Origin of the sequence: Bradyrhizobium sp. CIR48 (assembly GCF_014198315.1) — a bacterium.
Classification (GTDB): domain Bacteria; phylum Pseudomonadota; class Alphaproteobacteria; order Rhizobiales; family Xanthobacteraceae; genus Bradyrhizobium.
Genome location: NZ_JACIHG010000002.1, coordinates 322,394 through 339,564, shown reverse-complemented (window position 1 = coordinate 339,564; position 17,171 = coordinate 322,394). Strand labels below are relative to the sequence as shown.

The 17,171-nt window shown below is 65.3% G+C and carries 18 protein-coding genes; 11 read left to right on the top strand and 7 right to left on the bottom strand.

What is annotated here, in order from left to right; translation table 11 throughout:
- Window positions 1-13: 13 nt before the first annotated feature.
- Window positions 14-2,707 carry a bifunctional acetate--CoA ligase family protein/GNAT family N-acetyltransferase gene (locus GGD66_RS07940; protein ID WP_183257332.1) on the top strand — a complete coding sequence of 898 codons (2,694 nt, stop codon included), beginning with the start codon at window positions 14-16 and terminating at the stop codon, window positions 2,705-2,707.
- An 11-nt stretch (window positions 2,708-2,718) separates the two neighbouring features.
- Here the strand turns inward: GGD66_RS07940 and GGD66_RS07935 are convergent, their stop codons facing one another.
- Complete coding sequence (locus GGD66_RS07935) at window positions 2,719-3,207, bottom strand: phage holin family protein (protein WP_183257331.1); 489 nt, start codon at window positions 3,205-3,207, stop codon at window positions 2,719-2,721.
- Window positions 3,208-3,483 (bottom strand): hypothetical protein, encoded by a 276-nt coding sequence (locus tag GGD66_RS07930; RefSeq protein ID WP_092260902.1) that lies wholly within the window; start codon window positions 3,481-3,483, stop codon window positions 3,208-3,210.
- A 174-nt stretch (window positions 3,484-3,657) separates the two neighbouring features.
- Between GGD66_RS07930 and GGD66_RS07925 the strand changes: the two genes are divergently transcribed.
- The 3 genes from GGD66_RS07925 to GGD66_RS07915 are packed head-to-tail and all read left to right on the top strand — an operon-like array spanning window position 3,658 to window position 6,671.
- Complete coding sequence (locus tag GGD66_RS07925; protein WP_183257330.1) at window positions 3,658-4,794, top strand: ABC transporter permease; 1,137 nt, start codon at window positions 3,658-3,660, stop codon at window positions 4,792-4,794.
- Window positions 4,795-4,796: 2 nt separating this feature from the next.
- Window positions 4,797-5,564, top strand: coding sequence for an ABC transporter ATP-binding protein (locus GGD66_RS07920; protein WP_018319256.1), 768 nt, complete (start codon window positions 4,797-4,799; stop codon window positions 5,562-5,564).
- Window positions 5,565-5,567: 3 nt separating this feature from the next.
- Entirely contained in the window at window positions 5,568-6,671 is a 1,104-nt protein-coding gene (locus GGD66_RS07915) for an ABC-type transport auxiliary lipoprotein family protein (protein WP_092260906.1), read from the top strand.
- A 6-nt stretch (window positions 6,672-6,677) separates the two neighbouring features.
- Here GGD66_RS07915 and GGD66_RS07910 read toward each other — a convergent pair whose 3' ends face one another.
- On the bottom strand, window positions 6,678-6,995 hold the full coding sequence (locus GGD66_RS07910) for a cytochrome c (protein ID WP_092260908.1): 318 nt from the start codon (window positions 6,993-6,995) through the stop codon (window positions 6,678-6,680).
- Window positions 6,996-7,148: 153 nt separating this feature from the next.
- On the opposite strand from GGD66_RS07910, the gene GGD66_RS07905 reads away from it, so the two are divergent.
- The 3 genes from GGD66_RS07905 to GGD66_RS07900 all read left to right on the top strand — a co-directional run bounded on the left by GGD66_RS07905 (window position 7,149) and on the right by GGD66_RS07900 (window position 9,084).
- Window positions 7,149-7,862 carry a helix-turn-helix domain-containing protein gene (locus GGD66_RS07905; RefSeq protein ID WP_179735622.1) on the top strand — a complete coding sequence of 238 codons (714 nt, stop codon included), beginning with the start codon at window positions 7,149-7,151 and terminating at the stop codon, window positions 7,860-7,862.
- Window positions 7,863-7,952: 90 nt separating this feature from the next.
- Entirely contained in the window at window positions 7,953-8,081 is a 129-nt protein-coding gene (locus GGD66_RS41980; protein WP_283814466.1) for a hypothetical protein, read from the top strand.
- Window positions 8,082-8,355: 274 nt separating this feature from the next.
- Window positions 8,356-9,084 carry a Crp/Fnr family transcriptional regulator gene (locus GGD66_RS07900; protein ID WP_092260910.1) on the top strand — a complete coding sequence of 243 codons (729 nt, stop codon included), beginning with the start codon at window positions 8,356-8,358 and terminating at the stop codon, window positions 9,082-9,084.
- Window positions 9,085-9,094: 10 nt separating this feature from the next.
- Here GGD66_RS07900 and GGD66_RS07895 read toward each other — a convergent pair whose 3' ends face one another.
- Window positions 9,095-9,871 carry a cyclase family protein gene (locus GGD66_RS07895; protein ID WP_092261203.1) on the bottom strand — a complete coding sequence of 259 codons (777 nt, stop codon included), beginning with the start codon at window positions 9,869-9,871 and terminating at the stop codon, window positions 9,095-9,097.
- A gap of 291 nt (window positions 9,872-10,162) precedes the next feature.
- On the opposite strand from GGD66_RS07895, the gene GGD66_RS07890 reads away from it, so the two are divergent.
- The 4 genes from GGD66_RS07890 (at window position 10,163) to GGD66_RS07875 (ending at window position 13,861) form a co-directional block, all read left to right on the top strand.
- Window positions 10,163-11,134, top strand: a complete 972-nt coding sequence (locus tag GGD66_RS07890) for a TRAP transporter substrate-binding protein (protein WP_183257329.1) — start codon at window positions 10,163-10,165, stop codon at window positions 11,132-11,134.
- Between the two features lie 64 nt (window positions 11,135-11,198).
- Window positions 11,199-11,750, top strand: a complete 552-nt coding sequence (locus GGD66_RS07885; protein WP_183257328.1) for a TRAP transporter small permease — start codon at window positions 11,199-11,201, stop codon at window positions 11,748-11,750.
- Window positions 11,741-13,033, top strand: coding sequence for a TRAP transporter large permease (locus tag GGD66_RS07880; protein ID WP_092260916.1), 1,293 nt, complete (start codon window positions 11,741-11,743; stop codon window positions 13,031-13,033). The genes GGD66_RS07885 and GGD66_RS07880 overlap by 10 nt, the downstream gene beginning before the upstream one ends.
- 21 nt (window positions 13,034-13,054) lie before the next feature.
- On the top strand, window positions 13,055-13,861 hold the full coding sequence (locus GGD66_RS07875; protein WP_183257327.1) for an SDR family oxidoreductase: 807 nt from the start codon (window positions 13,055-13,057) through the stop codon (window positions 13,859-13,861).
- 14 nt (window positions 13,862-13,875) lie between these two features.
- On the opposite strand, the gene GGD66_RS07870 is transcribed toward GGD66_RS07875, so the two are convergent.
- From GGD66_RS07870 to GGD66_RS07860, 3 genes are read right to left on the bottom strand one after another with little or no spacing between them, the layout of a single operon-like run.
- A complete protein-coding gene (locus tag GGD66_RS07870) occupies window positions 13,876-14,574 on the bottom strand; it encodes a substrate-binding domain-containing protein (protein WP_183257326.1) in 699 nt (232 codons plus the stop codon).
- Window positions 14,571-16,703 carry a xanthine dehydrogenase family protein molybdopterin-binding subunit gene (locus tag GGD66_RS07865; protein ID WP_183257325.1) on the bottom strand — a complete coding sequence of 711 codons (2,133 nt, stop codon included), beginning with the start codon at window positions 16,701-16,703 and terminating at the stop codon, window positions 14,571-14,573. Before GGD66_RS07865 ends, GGD66_RS07870 begins: the two co-directional genes overlap by 4 nt.
- Complete coding sequence (locus tag GGD66_RS07860) at window positions 16,700-17,170, bottom strand: (2Fe-2S)-binding protein (RefSeq protein WP_183257324.1); 471 nt, start codon at window positions 17,168-17,170, stop codon at window positions 16,700-16,702. Before GGD66_RS07860 ends, GGD66_RS07865 begins: the two co-directional genes overlap by 4 nt.
- Window position 17,171: the final 1 nt, after the last annotated feature.

The window sequence follows — 17,171 nt, the reverse complement described above, 5'->3', positions numbered from 1 at the left end:
CGCATTTGCTTTCATGTCAACCTATCGTCTCAACAATCTGCTGGCGCCGCGTTCGGTTGCGCTCGTCGGCGCGAGCGCCCGTCCGGTCTCCGTTGGACGCGCCGTTCTGGAAAACATCCACAAGACCGAATTCAAGGGGCGGTTCGGCCTCGTCAATCCACGCCATGCCGAAATCGGCGGCGTCGCCGCGGTGAAAAACCTGGACGGCTTGGACTTCGTGCCCGAGCTCGTGGTCATCACCGCGCCGGCGCGCGAGATTCCCGGTATCATCGACCAGGCCGGGCGTCGCGGCTCGGCGGGCGCGCTGATCGTCTCGGCCGGGCTCGGCCACGGACCGGGATCTCTGCATGAGGCTGCAATCGCGGCGGCCCGCAAATACGGCATGCGGCTGATCGGACCGAACTGCCTCGGCATCATGATGCCCGGAGTCAGCCTGAATGCCAGCTTTGCCGCACACATGCCAGGGGCGGGCAGCCTCGCGTTGATCTCGCAATCGGGCGCGATCGCTGCCGGCATGGTCGACTGGGCTGCGCAGCGCGGCGTCGGCTTTTCCGGCATCGTCTCGATCGGCGATCAGATCGACGTCGATATCGCCGATCTGCTCGACTATTTCGCGATGGATCACAAGACGCGCGCGATCCTGCTCTACATCGAATCCATCAAGGATGCGCGCAAGTTCATGTCGGCGGCGCGTGCCGCCGCTCGCGTCAAGCCCGTCGTCGTGGTGAAATCCGGCCGCATGGCGCAGGGCGCGAAGGCGGCCGCCACGCATACCGGCGCGCTCGCCGGCGCGGACGCGGTCTATGACGCGGCGTTCCGCCGCGCGGGTGTCCTGCGCGTCTCAGATCTGCGTGAGCTGTTCGATTGCGCCGAGACGCTCGGCCGCGTCGAATCTCCGACGGGAAAGCGTCTCGCCATCCTGACCAACGGTGGCGGCATCGGCGTCCTCGCTGTCGATCGATTGGTCGAGCTCGGCGGAATTCCGGCGACCATCTCTGCGGAGGCTCGCAAGACGCTCGATGCGGCGCTGCCACCGACCTGGTCCGGTGCAAATCCCGTCGACATCGTGGGCGATGCCGACGCCTCGCGCTACGCGGCCGCGCTGGAGGTGCTGCTGGCCGATCGCGACAATGATGCGGTCCTGGTCCTCAACGTGCAAACGGCGATCGCCTCGGCCGCCGAGATCGCCGCGACCGTGACCGAGATCGTCGGCAAATATCGCGAGCAGCACCGCCGATGGGCCAAGCCCGTATTGGCGGCCTGGGTCGGTGCCGATCAGCACATCATTCAGGCCCTTTCCGGTGCCGGTATGCCGAACTATCCGACCGAGGACGACGCCGTGCGCGGATTCATGCATCTGGTCCGGCACCGTGAAGTGGTGGAGGAGCTGAGCCAGGTTCCTCCCGCGATGCCCGATACGTTCGTACCGGATGCAAGGGGGGCAAGGCAGATCGTCACGGCCGCGATTGCTGATGGCCGCGAGTGGCTCGAGCCTGTCGAGATCAAGCACCTGCTCGAGGCCTACGACATCGCGATGGTGCCGACCTATGCGGCGGCCGATGTCGAGCAGGCGGTGGCCTATGCGAAGGAAATCTTCGCGCAGGGCGGCACCGTGGTGCTGAAGATCATGTCGCGGGACATCATCCACAAATCCGATGTCGGCGGCGTCGTGCTCAATCTGACGACGCCGGAGGCCGTGCGAGCGGCCACTTCAGACATCCTCGCCCGGGCGAGAAAGCTGCGACCCGAGGCCCGCATCGGCGGGGTCATCGTCCAGGCGATGGTCGTCAAGGCGAAGGCGCGCGAGTTGATCCTGGGCCTCGCCGACGATCCCACTTTCGGCACCGTCGTGGTGTTCGGCCGTGGCGGCACGGCGGTGGAGATCATCAACGACAAGGCGCTGGCGCTGCCGCCGCTGGACTTGCAGCTCGCCCGCGATTTGATCGACCGCACGCGCGTGTCACGGTTGCTAAAAGCCTATCGTGATGTGCCGGCGGTCAAGCAGGACGCCGTGGCCATGGTGCTGGTCAAGCTGGCGCAGATGGCGGCCGACATTCCCGAGATCCGCGAATTCGACATCAATCCGCTGCTGGCGGACGAAACCGGCGTGACCGCGGTCGACGCCCGCGTTGCCGTCGGCCCGCCGCAGCGGAAGTTCGTCGGCTCGGGCCCGGCCAATTTCGCCGTTCGCGCCTATCCGTCGCAATGGGAGCGCCGCCTCAAGCTCAAGGACGACTGGCGCATCTTCGTGCGGCCGATGCGCCCCGAGGACGAGCCGACCATCCACGAATTCCTGCGTCACGTCACGCCGCACGACCTTCGCCTGCGTTTCTTCGCACCGATGAAGGAGTTCACCCACGAGTTCATCGCGCGCCTGACCCAGCTCGATTATGCGCGCGCGATGGCCTTCATCGCCTTCGACGAGGCCACCGGCGAAATGGTCGGCGTGGTCCGGCTCCATTCGGATTCGATCTACGAGAGCGGCGAATACGCGATCCTGCTGCGGTCCGACCTCAAGGGCAGGGGGCTCGGCTGGGCGCTCATGCAGCTCATCATCAACTACGCCAAGTCGGAGGGGCTGAAAGTTATCTCGGGCGACGTGCTCAAGGAGAACAGCGTGATGCTCGAGATGTGCCGGCAGCTCGGCTTCGAGGTCAAGCCGGACCCGGCCGAACCCGATATCTGCGACGTCAAATTGAAGCTCTGAGCGCGCCTGCTTCAGGAGCGCGCTTCAGCCGAATTCGCTGAGGCGGATGACTTGGCCGCCGTCCGCAGGTTCCTGATGATGATCGCGATCAAGGGCACCAGCACCGGCACGATCGTGCTGAGCGGATGATGCACCGCGCCCGACACCTGGGCCTGAAGCGCACGCGCCTCGAGCTGAAGGGCTTCGATGGAGGTGTCGTGAATTTCGTTGGCGAGCTCGATGTCGCGGCCTGACGGAGCCCGGCCGGCGATCGCGAAGAGAGCGGCCGCGATGGCGAAATTGACGGCGCCGAGGACGGCCGCCGCGGCAATCGCACTCCAGATCTGCACCAGCGCGAAATAGGCCGACAGCTCCAGCATCAGAAGCCCGAACGCCGCGATCAGCGCCGCGAAGGCACGCAAGCCGAGGCCAACAAGCAGATGGCGCAGCCTGATGTCCGCGATGATCCTGTCGGTGCGCCACAGCGCGCGTAGATGTTTGACCACATTCTCGGTATTCACCTAATGTCTCCTCAGCATGAAGCCGACAACGACGCCGAGCGCGAAGGCGGAGGCGAGCGACGTGATCGGACGCTCCGCTATGAGACCCTGGAGCTGCGCCTGCTCTTCGTCCACGGTCTCGCCGAGTTCGGTTAGCGCGGCACGGATCTGATCGGCGAGCGCCTCGGCGCGGTCCTTCGAGCTCTCGAACATCTCCTCGCCGGCGGTGCTCAGCAAGCGTGTGACGTCAACCTTCAGCGCCCGCAATTCTTCGCTCATCCTGTCGCTGTCGAACATGGACTCTTACCCCCATTGAATGGAAGCGAGCCTAAGGCGCACCTGTGCGTTCGCGCTTGATTTGCCTCAAGCGGTGGCCGCAGTCCGGGTCTTGAGACAGGTCAAGCCGGCCGCCATATGCTGGCCTAGAAATGCCGTCTGAATGGGGACCGATTGTCCCGATGAGGTGGAAGCGTGAACCACGAACCGCTGTTGCTCGCGACGCCATCCGGCGACGTGCTGAACCTGCGCCCCGAAGGGCCCTGGACCGCCGCGAATGTGGTCACGCTCGAGACATTGTCCCGGTCGGTCGGTGCCGACGTCGATCGCTCGCGCGTCGTCACCCTGGACATGTCGGGCGTCAGTGCGCTCGACACGCTCGGTGCCTGGGTCCTGGAAAAATTGTCGCGCAGGGCCGCAACATCGGGCAGATCGGCCGAATTCGTCGGCGTCGCCGATCATTTCAGCGGGCTGCTGGATGAGGTGCGCCAGGTCAACCGCCACACGCCGGCCCCGACGGCTGCGCCCAATCCGGTGCTGGCGAGGCTGGGCGATCTTGGCAAGTCCACGGCCGATGCGCGGGAAGACATCACGATCTTCCTCCAGATGCTCGGCGCATTGTTCATGGCCGTGATCGGCGTGCTGCGCCGGCCGCGTTCGCTGCGGCTGACCTCGCTGGTGTATCAGCTCTACCGCATCGGGTGGCAGGCGATCCCCATCGTCGCGCTGATCACCTTCCTTATCGGCGCCATCATCGCGCAGCAGGGCTTCTTCCACTTCCGCAGGTTCGGCGCGGAATCCTACACCGTCGACATGGTCGGCATCCTTGTGCTGCGTGAGCTCGGCGTGCTGATCGTCGCCATCATGGTCGCGGGACGGTCGGGAAGCGCCTACACTGCCGAGCTCGGCTCGATGAAGATGCGCGAGGAGATCGACGCGCTCTCGACCATGGGACTCGATCCCGTCGAGGTCCTGATCCTGCCGCGCGTTGCGGCCCTGGTCATTGCGCTGCCGATCCTCACCTTCATCGGATCGATCGCCGCGCTCTATGGCGGCGGTCTCGTCGCGCAGTTCTATGGCGACATGGGGCCGGCGATCTACATCGCCCGGCTGCACGAGGCGATCTCAGTCACCCATTTCGAGGTCGGCATCCTGAAGGCGCCGTTCATGGCGCTGGTGATCGGAATCGTGGCCTCCAGCGAGGGATTGCGGGTCAAGGGCAGCGCGGAATCGCTCGGGCGGCAGACGACGACGTCGGTGGTGAAGTCGATCTTCCTGGTAATCGTGCTCGACGGCCTGTTCGCGATCTTCTTTGCCTCGATCGGAATGTGACGATGGACGCATCGCAGGACCAGTTCGCGATCCGCGTCCGGGACCTCGTGGTCGGATTCGGCCGCCAGACCGTGCTCGACCATTTGTCCCTCGACGTCCGCCGCGGCGAGATCCTCGGGCTGGTGGGGGCGTCCGGCGGCGGCAAGTCGGTGCTGATGCGCACCATCATCGGCCTCATCCCGCGCCAAGGTGGGACCATCGAGGTCATGGGGCAGCCTACCGGCGGCCACGGCCGCGGCGCCGCCACGACATGGGGCATCCTGTTCCAGCAAGGCGCGCTGTTCTCCTCGCTGACGGTCCGCCAGAACGTCCAGTTTCCCTTGCGCGAAAATCTCGTCCTGTCGCAGGAGCTGATGGACGAGATCGCGATCGCCAAGCTCGAGATGGTCGGCTTGCGCGCCCAGGACGCCGACAAATATCCGGCGGAGCTGTCGGGCGGCATGACCAAGCGCGTGGCGCTGGCGCGCGCCCTCGCGCTCGATCCGCCGATCCTGTTCCTGGACGAGCCGACCTCCGGCCTCGATCCGATCGCCGCCGGCGATTTCGACGCGCTGATCACGACGCTGCAAAAGACGCTGGGGCTGACCGTGTTCATGGTGACCCACGACCTCGCGAGCCTGACCACGGTCTGCGATCGCGTCGCCGCCCTCGCCGACGGCAAGATCGTGGCGATCGGCCCGATGCGCGAATTGCTGCAATCCGAGCATCCCTGGGTGCGCGCCTATTTCCACGGCAAGCGCTCGCAGATGCTGCAACACGAGATGAGATGAGACATGGAAACCCGCGCTCCCTACGTGCTGATCGGCAGTTTCGTGCTGGCCGCGATCCTCGCGGTGTTCGGCTTCGTCTACTGGCTGAACAACACCGGCGGCATCGGGCCGCGCACGAACTACCATGTGCAATTCCAGGGGCCGGTCCCAGGCCTCCTGGTCGGCGCCGGCGTGCTGTTCAATGGCATCCGCGTCGGTGAGGTGACCCAGCTCGGGCTCGCGCCGGATAACCCGCGCTTCGTCAATGCGACGATCTCGGTTGCGACCGCCACCCCGGTGCGTTCCGACACCAGGGTCGGCCTCGAATTCCAGGGCCTGACCGGCGTGCCGGTGGTGACGTTGGAGGGCGGCGCGATCGTCGCCAAAGCAGGCGAGCCCGTGACCTTGATCGCGGAGGCCGGCGCCGGCCAGAGCATGACGCAGGCGGCGCGCGATGCGCTGCGGCGGGTCGACACGGTGCTCCAGGACAATTCGGGCCCACTGAAGGACACCATCGCGAATTTCAAGACGTTCTCCGACGGGCTCGCGCGCAACACCGGCAAGCTCGACGGCATTATTGCGGGCCTGGAGAAGATGACCGGCGGTGGGACGCCCGTGCAGAAAATCACCTACGACCTGCGTACGCCGAAGAATCTTGGGCCGGCCGGCAAGACGCTCTCCGCTTCCCTGGCCATTCCCGAGCCGACCGCGGTCGCAATGCTGCAGACCCAGCGCATGCTGTTCGCGCCCGTCGGGGACAGGCCGGGTTTTGCGGATTTTCTCTGGGCCGACAGCATTCCGAAACTGGTGCAGGCGCGCCTGATCGACAGCTTCGAGAATTACGACATCGCCCACGCCCCGCTACGTACGAGCGATCTCGGTCAGGCGGATTACCAGCTCCTGATCGACATCCGGCGCTTTCGGATCGCCACGGAGGGCGAGGCACGGGTGGAGATCGAACTGTCGGCGCGGATCGTCGACAAGAACGGCAAGGTGGTGGCATCTCGACTGGTCGAGACCAGCGAAAAGCTCGACAAGGTCGAGCCGGCCGCTGCAGTCGCCGCCTTCGATGCAGCCTTTGCCCGCATCGCCAAGGAGCTGATCGGGTGGAGCGTGCAGGCGGTGTGACGCCTTCTATTCCAGCGTCTTCAGGTAGGACAGGAGATCGTGGATCTGGTCCGGACTGAGCTCGAAGGCCGGCATGTCGTCGTGACCGGTGTAGATCCCTTCGGCCAGCGCCTCACCAAGGGTCTCGATCGGATAACGCTGGTGCAGCGTGCGCAGCGGAGGCGCGCGCTCGAGCGGACTGCGGGAGACGCGGTCGATCGCGTGACAGCGTGCGCAATTGGCCCGTGCGAAGGCCTTGCCGCGCTGTTCGGCGGTCGGGGCCGCCAGCGCCGGCATCATCAGAAGTAGCCCGATCAGGCCGTGACGCAGGGCGGCTTGCAGCATGGAAAATGATCCCGTCGAACTCTGGACGCAGAATATGACGGGGATGCCGCTCAAATTTGATCTCTGTCAATTGGCTTTGGCGCAGTGCAGTAAAATGCACCCGCGCGGTGGACTCGGCCTGGTGTCGGGAGCAGCCGGCGCGGGGAGCGGTGGATGAAGCCTTCCGTGGTCACGATCGAGCCGAACGGCCATTTCTGCAGCGATTGCGCCGTACGTGGAGCGGCGGTCTGTTCGTCGCTGGATGCGGCCGAGCTCAGGGAATTCGAGCATCTCGGCCGCCGCGTTCATTTTGACTCCGGCGAGACCGTGTTCTCCGAGGAGGACATCACGACCTCGTTCTACAACGTCCTCGAAGGCGTCATGCGGCTGTACAAGCTGCTGCCCGACGGCCGGCGGCAGATCGTCGGTTTTGCCTTGCCCGGCGATTTCCTCGGGATGAACATATCGGGCCGGCACAATTTTTCGGCCGATGCGATCGGCGCGGTGACCGTCTGCCAGTTCGCCAAGGCGCCGTTCGGCCGTTTCATCGAAGCCCGGCCGCTTCTACTCAGGCGGATCAACGAGCTGGCTATCCGCGAATTGAGCCAGGCGCGCGACCATATGGTCCTGCTCGGCCGCCGCTCGGCCGACGAGAAGGTCGCGACCTTTCTGCTCGGCTGGCGGGAACGGCAGGTCGCGCTCAAGGGGCTGTCCGACACCGTTCCGCTTCCGATGAGCCGTCAGGACATCGCCGACTATCTCGGTCTGACCATCGAAACCGTCAGTCGCACCTTCACCAAGCTAGAGCGTCACGGTGTGATCGAGATCATTCACGGCGGCATCAGCCTGCTCGATCCTGCCCGTGCCGAGGCGCTGGCCGCAGCCTGATAGTCCGTCCGCAACGCCCCGAAATTTTTGATCTCGATCAATGACACCGGGCGGCTGCAGCAAATAATGCTCCAACAATCCGGGAGGTGCATGATGCCCGCTGATGCGTTGCTGGTGACCATCGTCGTCGTCTCGATCTTCGTCGCATTCGCCGCAGCTCTGGCCTGGGCAGACCGGCAAACCAGTGCAGGCCGGCTCGATCCGGATGCCAAGCGCTGACCTCCTGAGATCCTAAGTCCGCTCAGGCGCGCCAACAGCCGACGCTCAGCCGGCTTGGCCTCGCCAGCGCCTCAACGCAAGCGCGGCTTGCGCTGCCTGCAACTCTGCATCGACCGGGCCGCATCGGCGCAGCCTTCGGATGCAGGCTTTCGGCTTGAACGCGGCCTTTTCGCGGCATTTGCCACAAAACGCGCGGGTGCTTTCCGGTTGAAAAGCCTGATAACGTTGACTACGCAGGAACCTCAGTGCCTCGCAGTCTTAGGAGCCCCGCGGCGTGCCTCAGGACAAGACCGGCGACCCCCGACAGTCGGCGGGCAACAAACTATCGGTCCTGCGCAAGCACCCGATCTTCGCGGATCTGGAGCCTGAAGCGCTCGATCAGCTTTGCCGCTACGCCAAGCACACCACCGTGAAGCGCGGCGCGACGATCGCTGCCAAGGGCGATCCCGGCAACAATCTGTTCGCGGTGATCACGGGGACAGTGAAGATTTCCTCCTCCTCGCCCGATGGACGGAACGCCATTCTCAATCTGATCGGTCCCGGAGAAATCTTCGGCGAGATCGCGGTGCTCGACGGCGCTCCCCGGTCGGCCGATGCGACCGCCAACACCAATTGCGAGCTCTACATCATCGATCGCCGGGACTTCCTGCCGTTCGTGAAGAGTCAGCCGGCGCTGGCGATGAAATTCATCGAGCTGCTCTGCGCCCGACTGCGCTGGACCAGCCAGCAGGTCGAGCAAGTCATCCTCCAGAATCTGCCGGGCCGGCTGGCGAGCGCACTACTCGGTCTCACCGAGGAGCGCAAGCTCGACTCCGGCAGCGGCACGCTCGCCATCACGCAGCAGGAGATCAGCGAGATGGTGGGGATGACGCGCGAGAGCATCAACAAGCAATTGCGCGCCTGGGCCGGCCGCAACTGGGTTCGCCTCGAGCACGGCGCCATCGTCGTGCTCGATACGGATGCGCTGCGCGAACTCGCCGAGAGCGGTCTCGACGGCGAGTAGTCGCTTCGTCTTAATCCTCGATGATCGCGACCGCGCGGGTCCAGCCCGCGGAGGCGCGTTCGATCTTCACCGGAAAGCATGAGACCGTGAAGCCGGTCGAAGGCAGCTGGTCGAGATTGTGCAGCTTCTCGAGATGGCAATAGCCGATGTGCCGTCCCGCCTTGTGGCCTTCCCAGATCAGGCCGGCATCCTTTGTTTCGGCATATTTCTTCGCGGTGTAGAGGAACGGCGCGTCCCAGCTCCAGCCGTCGGTGCCGGTCAGCCGCACCCCGCGTTCGAGCAGATACATGGTGGCTTCATAGCCCATGCCGCAGCCGGAATTGACGTAGTCGGCCTTGCCGAATTTGGCGCCGGCGCTGGTGTTGACGACCACGATCTCCAGCGGCGACAGGGTGTGCCCGATGCGCTTCAGCTCCTTCTCGACGTCGTCGGCACCAGCCACGTATCCGTCGGGCAGATGCCGGAAGTCGAGCTTCACGCCGGGCTGAAAGCACCATTCCAGCGGCACCTCGTCGATCGTCCATGACCGCTCGCCGCGGTTCATGGTCGGATGGAAGTGCCAGGGCGCATCGAGATGGGTGCCGTTATGGGTCGACAGCGAGACCTGCTCGACGGCCCAGCCCTGGCCATCGGGCAAATCCTGCGCCTTGAGGCCCTCGAAAAACTGCAGCATGCGAGGCAGGCCCTGCTGGTGATCGATATACTGGATGGTCGGATGGTTGCCCGGCGGATCGGCTGTCACGTCGTTTCTGAGCGGCACCGAGATATCGATCAGCTTCCGCGGCATGGGCATTCCTTCGAGATAGTCCGCTGTTTCGGGCATCTTGAGGGGCCTGTCTTGGTCGCGTCAAGTCACGTGCCGGCGACGCAAGCCGTCCCGCCGCTTCCACAACGACGCGAATTGCGCCAGATTGATCGATGCAACTGCTGCATCGATCAATGCCGGATTTGGCTTGGACATGGAATGCCGCGCGCCCTAGGGACGACATTGGCGCTTGACTTCACACCTGAAGGGGAGCGACCCAAGGCGGCGTGCAGCCTGCCGACAACGACATAATCAACCCAGGAGGAAGCCCAGATGAAGACACTCACCGGTATCATCGCAGCCGTTGCATTGGTGCTCTCAGCGCCGCTGGCGACCGCACGCGACTTCCGCTCCGCCGACGTCCATCCCGCAGATTACCCGACCGTCGAGGCCGTCAAGTTCATGGGCAAGCAGCTCGCGGCGGCGAGCGGCGGCAAGCTCGGCGTGAAGGTGTTTCCCAACGGAGCCCTGGGCTCCGAGAAGGACACCATCGAGCAACTCAAGATCGGCGCGCTCGACATGATGCGGATCAACGCATCGCCGCTCAACAATTTCGTGCCGGAAACCATCGCGCTGTGCCTGCCGTTCGTCTTCCGCGACACCCAGCACATGCGCACCGTCCTCGACGGGCCGATCGGCGATGAGATCCTGGCGGCCATGGAGCCCGCAGGCCTGGTCGGCCTTGCCTATTACGACAGCGGCGCCCGGTCCATTTACACCGTGAAGGCGCCGGTCAAGTCGCTCGCGGACCTGAAGGGTCTGAAGATCCGCGTTCAGCAGTCCGATTTGTGGGTCGGCATGATCCAGAGCCTCGGCGCCAACCCGACGCCGATGCCGTATGGCGAGGTTTATACTGCGCTCAAGACCGGCCTCGTGGACGCTGCCGAGAACAACTGGCCTTCCTACGAGTCGTCGCGCCATTTCGAGGCCGCCAAGTTCTACAACATCACCGAGCACTCCCTGGCGCCCGAAGTCCTGGTGATGTCCAAGAAGGTCTGGGACACGCTGAGCAAGGAGGACCAGGCCATGGTCCGCAAGGCAGCCAAGGAATCGGTTCCCGTCATGCGCAAGCTCTGGGACGAGCGTGAGCAGGCGTCCCGCAAGACCGTCGAGGCCGCCGGCGTTCAGGTCGTGACGATCGCCAACAAGGCGGAATTCGTCGATGCGATGAAGCCGGTGTACCAGAAGTTCGCGGGCGACGAGAAGCTGCAGAGCCTCGTCAAGCGTATCCAGGACACGAAGTAACACCACAGCGTCGGGTCCGGCGTCGCGCGAAGGCGATACCGGACCCTCGCAAGGAGGCGCGGGAATGACAGACCCACACGTCGCAGACCACGAGCAGGGGGCAGTCGTGGCACGCCCGGCGACCGGCTTGCTGTCGCGCGTCAATGCCGTCGTCGCGCGCGCGGGCATGTATCTGTCCGTGAGCGGACTGCTCCTCATCGTCACCGTCGTGTTCTACCAGGTGTTCGGTCGTTACGTGCTCAATTCGAGCCCGACCTGGACGGAGAACCTTGCGCTGGTTCTCATCCTGTACGTCACGCTGATCGGCGCCGCCGTTGGCGTGCGCGATGCCGGACACATCGGGATGGACAGCCTTCTGGTGATGCTGCCGGATCACGCGCGCGAGAGGATCGAGCTCGTCATCCACGTCCTGGTGGCCGCGTTTGGCGTCGCGATGGCCTATAACGGCTGGATTCTCGGCGCATCCGTCGGGACCGTGAAGATCCCCAATCTCGGCCTGCCCGAGGCCATCCGCTATGTCCCGTTGATCGCCTCCGGCGTCCTGATCGTCTCCTTTTCAATCGAGCACATCATTGCTCTCCTGCGCGGCGAAGAGGTCGTCCCCTCATGGAACTGATCATCCTCGGCGCCACCTTCTTCGGCTTCCTGATCCTCGGCGTCCCCGTCGCCTTCGCGATCGGTCTCTCGGCGATCTGCACCATCCTCTACGAGGGTCTGCCGGTCGCCGTCATCTTCCAGCAGATGATGTCGGGGATGAACATCTTCTCGTTCCTTGCCATCCCGTTCTTCGTCTTCAGCGGTGAGCTGATGCTGCATGGCGGCGTCGCTGACAAGATCGTGCAGCTCGCGAAGAATCTCGTCGGTCACATCCGCGGCGGGCTCGGCATGTCGAACGTGGTCGCCTGCACCTTGTTCGGCGGCGTCTCCGGCTCGCCGGTGGCCGACGTGTCGGCGATGGGCGCGGTGATGATCCCGATGATGAAAAAGGAAGGATTCGACACCGACTACGCGGTCAATGTCACGACCCATGCCTCGCTGGTGGGCGCCTTGATGCCGACCAGCCACAACATGATCATTTATGCCCTGGCAGCCGGCGGCAAGGTCTCGATCGGCGCGCTGATCGCCGCCGGCCTCCTGCCGGCAATCGTGCTGATGGTGTGCATGCTGGTCGCCGCCTACGCTGTCGCGGTAAAGCGCGGCTATCCGGCCGGCAAGTTTCCGGGCTGGGCCGAGGTTTTTCGCTCGCTCGCGGCCGCGCTGCCGGGCCTTCTGATCGTCGGCATCATCCTGGCGGGCATCCTGTCCGGCGTCTTCACGGCAACCGAGTCTGCGGCCGTCGCGGTCACCTACACGATGCTGCTGACGTTCTTCATCTACCGCACCATGACCTGGAACAATTTCCTGCGCGCCGCCGCCAAGGCGGTGAAGACGACGGGCGTGGTGCTGCTGCTGATCGGTGTCTCCACCATGTTCCAGTACCTGATGGGGCTCTACGAGGTGGCGGACCTTGCCGGCGACCTGATGAGCAAGGTCTCCACGCAGCCCTGGGTCATCTTCCTGCTCATCAACGTCATCCTGTTCGTGCTCGGCACGTTCATGGACATGGCTGCGACCATCCTGATCTGCACTCCGATCTTCCTGCCGATCGCGATGAAGGCGGGCATGGATCCGGTGCAGTTCGGCATGCTGATGCTGATCAATTGCGCCCTCGGGCTGAACACCCCGCCGGTCGGAACCACCCAGTTCGTGGGCTGCGCCATCGGCGGCATTTCGGTGGGCGCGGTGATGCGCACCATCCTGCCGTTCTACGCCGCGCTGATCGCAGCACTGATGTTCGTGACCTATGTCCCTGCATTCTCGCTGTGGCTGCCCCGCCTGCTGATGGGTTACAAGGGCTAGCAGCTACAGGAGAAGCTATCAGTGACTGACTATCGCAAGCTCTTTGATCTCACCGGCAAGACGGCCGTGGTGCTCGGCGCCGCATCGGGCATCGGCAAATCGTCGGCCGAGGCGCTGGCTGGGCTCGGGGCCCGCGTTGTTTGCGCCGATCGCGCGCTTGACGCCGCGGAGGCGACCGCCGCCGGCATTCGCGACAAGGGCGGCTGGGCTGAAGCAGCCAGCTGTGACGCCGCAAGCGCTGCGGACGTCAATGCGCTGACCAAAACGGTGATGCAGAAATTTCCGCGGCTCGACATCGCGGTGACGACGCCCGGGCTCAACATCCGCAAGACCATCCTCGACTACACCGAGGAGGATCTCGACCGCGTCCTCAGCCTCAACGTCAAGGGCACGGTGTGGTTCTTCCAGGCCTTCGGCCGCATCATGGTCGCGCAAAAGGGCGGCAGCATCATCGCCTGCTCGTCGGTGCGCGCGGTGACCATCGAGCCGGGCCTCGGCGTCTACGGCTCGACCAAGGCGGCGATCGGCCTGCTGGTGAAGGGCTTTGCCTCCGAGGTCGGCCATGCCGGCGTGCGCGTCAACGCGATCGCGCCGAGCATCGCCGAGACCGCGCTGACCGGCCCGTTCAAGCAGCGGCCAGACATCTATAATCTCTACGCCGGCCATACCGTGTTCAACCGCTGGAGCAGCGCCGACGAGGTCGCGACCGCCGTGGCCTATCTCGCTTCGGACGCCGCGAGCTATGTCAGCGGCAGCACGATGTTCGTCGATGGCGGCTGGACCGCCGTCGACGGTCCGCCGACCGGTCTCACCCAGCTGCACAAATAGGGCGTCATCGGCATCTAGCCGGTAAAGCCGGCGCGCTGGCGCAGGTCCTTCCGATCTGCGCCGGTTAGCAACGCGATCAGCGCCGCCGCCTCTTTCGGATGCGCCGCCCGCGCGGTCACGCCGGCCGTGTACATTGTCACGAGTTCGCAGCCGGGGGGCAGCGCCCCCGACAGTGCAATGCCATCTGTCGCGATGATCTCGGTCGCCTGCGTGCATCCGATCGGCCGCGTCGCTGTGGACGCCGCGAGCTCCCGCATCGCAGTTGCACCGTTCGGAAAGATCTTGAGGCGCGATGCCACCTCATAGGCGATGCCGAGCTGGTCCAGCACTTTTGCGAAATGCTGGCCCGCGGTCGAGGCCTTGGTGTCGGGGACGTAGATTGCATCGGCACCGCGTAGTACCTCGCGCAGATCGGCCTCGGTCTTCACCGTCACCTTGGCATCTCGGCTGCGGACCGCCAGCGCGGTCTCGACCCGGCCGACATCCGTGATCGAGGAGGGGACGATGAGCTTCTCCTCGGCAAGCCTCGCAAGCAGCGCCTGGGTCAGGATCGCGAGATCGGCCGGCGCGCCCGCGCGCAGCTTGTCCGCCATCACGCCGACCGCACAAAATTCGCCGTCGATACCGAGGCCGGTTTGCGCCTTGAAGGCCTCGGTGACGCCGCGCACCAGGCCTTGTGCCGCGCCTCCGCTCAAAACGTTCATTGTCGTCAAGACGCACGCTCCATCGCTGCAATGATCTTGTCGCGCGTGATCGGCAGGTCGCGCACGCGGACGCCGAGGCAATCGTGAACCGCGTTCGCGATCGCCGCCGTCACGGGCCCGTGCGCAGCCTCGCCGGCGCCGACCGGCTCGATCTCCGGGCGCTGGATGATCTCGACATCCACCGCCGGCACCTCGCTGAAGGTCAGGATCGGATAGTCGGTCCAGGAGGTCGAGGTGATGCGGGTCCGGTCGAAGCGGACGCGCTCCTTCAGCACCCAGCTCGTGGCCTGGATTGCGCCGCCCTCGATCTGGTTGATCACGCCGTCCGGATTGATGGCCTCGCCGACATCGACGGCGAGCGTCAACCGCCTCACGCTGATATCGTCGGCGCCCTCGATCTCGGCGATGGCAGCGCAATAGGCTCCCGTATTCTTGTAGCGGGCAAAGCCGACGCCGTGTCCGATGCCCGATCGCTTCTGCGGCTTCCACGCGGCGCGCCTCGCCGCGGCGCGGATGACGTCTCTGGCCCGTTCGTCCCGCAGATGCCGCAGACGGAACGCGATCGGATCTTCGCCGCGCAGGGCGGCGATCTCGTCGAGCAGGGACTCGATGGCGAACACGTTGCCTTGGCCGCCCAGCGTCCGCAGCGCCGAGGTGCGCACCGGCATGGTCAGCAGCCGGTGGCTCGTGATCGTCCAGCCCGCGAAGTCATAGAGCGGAACGGAGTTGCGGTCGCCGCCGCCGCCATTGGCAGCCGGCGGGTTGGTCGAGATCATGCGGGGATGGGGATTGGCGATCTCGGTTGCCGCGAGCAGCGCCGGCTGCGCCGCGCGTCCCGGCCGCGCCGCATGGCCGTTGCTCCAGATCGCATGGCGCCAGCCGGTGATCTCGTTGCCTGCGTCGAGATCGGCCTCGATCTCGATGGCCATCGCCGCCCCAAAGGGCGCGTGGGACATCTCGTCGTGGCGTGACCACTGCACCCGCACCGGACGGCCGCCAGCGGCCTTGGCCAGGAGCACGGCGTCGAGCGCGACGTCGTCGGCCGCGTTGTGCCCATAGCATCCGGCGCCCTCGATGTGCTCGACGACGATGTTCTCGGCCGGCAGCTTGAGGACGATTGCGAGATCGGCGCGCAGCAGATAGACGCCCTGGCTATGCGTCCAGACATGGACACGATCACCCTCCCATTGTGCGATGGCGCAGGACGGCGCGATCGAGGCGTGGGCGACGTAGGGGCGGGTGTATTGCCGGCGGAGGGTTTGGGCGGGTTTGCCCGTCGGCTCCGCCGTCCTGGTGTCGATGACGGTGGTCTCGACCGGCTGGCTCTTCAAAAAGCCCGCCAGATCGTCTTCATCCGGCAACGGCTCACCGGCCGACCACGTCGCGCCCTTGCGCAGAGCCTTGAGGGCCGCGTCCGCCGCCGCCTCGTTGTCGGCGACGACGCCGGCAAAGCCGCCGTCGCGGACAATCGCAACGACGCCGGGGACGGCGCGTGCCGCCTCCTCATTCAGTGCGATCAATTTGGCGCCCGAGATATCCGCCCGCAGCACGCGCCCGTGCACCAGTCCCGGCAGCGCAAGGTCGTGGATGAACCGCGGCCGCGCGAACACCTTGTCGGGAATGTCGACACGCTGGACCGAGCGTCCGGCGACGGTGCGCTCGGCGGCACTCTTCGCTGTCGGGCCTGCGGTGGCGTCGTGGTCGAGCGAGACCTCGTCTATCAACTCCCAATAGCTGGTCCTGACATTGCCGGGACCCGAGATGGTGCCGTCATCGATATCGAGCCACGATGCATCGACGCCGAGACGTTCCGATGCCGCGCGAAGGAAGCACTGGCGGACTTCGGCACAGACCTGGCGTAGCGCACGGCCGGATTGCTGGATCGAGAGACTGCCCGAGGTGACGCCTTCATTCGGGCTGGTCGCCGTCGAGGCGCGGATCATCGCGATCCTGACGATCTCGACGTCGAGTTCGTCCGCCGCGATCTGCGCCAGTGCCGTGACGATGCCCTGGCCGATCTCGACCTTGCCGGGCGAGATCGCCACACGGCCGTCATCGGTGAATCGCACCCATGACGACAGCTTGGGATTGGCCGCGAGGCTGACCGGCAGCTTCGGGGCAGGAGAGGGCGCGCTCATGACGTCGCCACCTCTGCTGCCGCACGCAACACGGCGCGGACCATGCGGTTGTGCGACCCGCAGCGGCACAGATTGCGATCCAGCGCGGCCCTGACCTCGGCCTCCGTCGGGGACGGATTGCGCTTCAGCAGCGCCGCCGCGCTGATCAGGATCCCCGCGACACAATAGCCGCACTGCATCGCCTGTTCGGCGATGAAGGAGCGCTGCAGCGGATGCGGCTGCTCCACTGTCCCGAGGCCTTCCACCGTGACGACGTCCTTGTCCGCGACCGACCACATCGGCATGTCGCATGAGGACATTGCGCGGTCACCGACCATGACATGGCAGGCGCCGCACTCCCCGGCGCCGCAGCCGAAATGCGGCCCAGTGATGCCGAGTTGGCTGCGTAGCACATCAAGCAGCATCTGGTCGGGATCTACATCCACGGCGATCGCCGCGCCGTTGAGCCGGAATTGAACGGAGGGCATG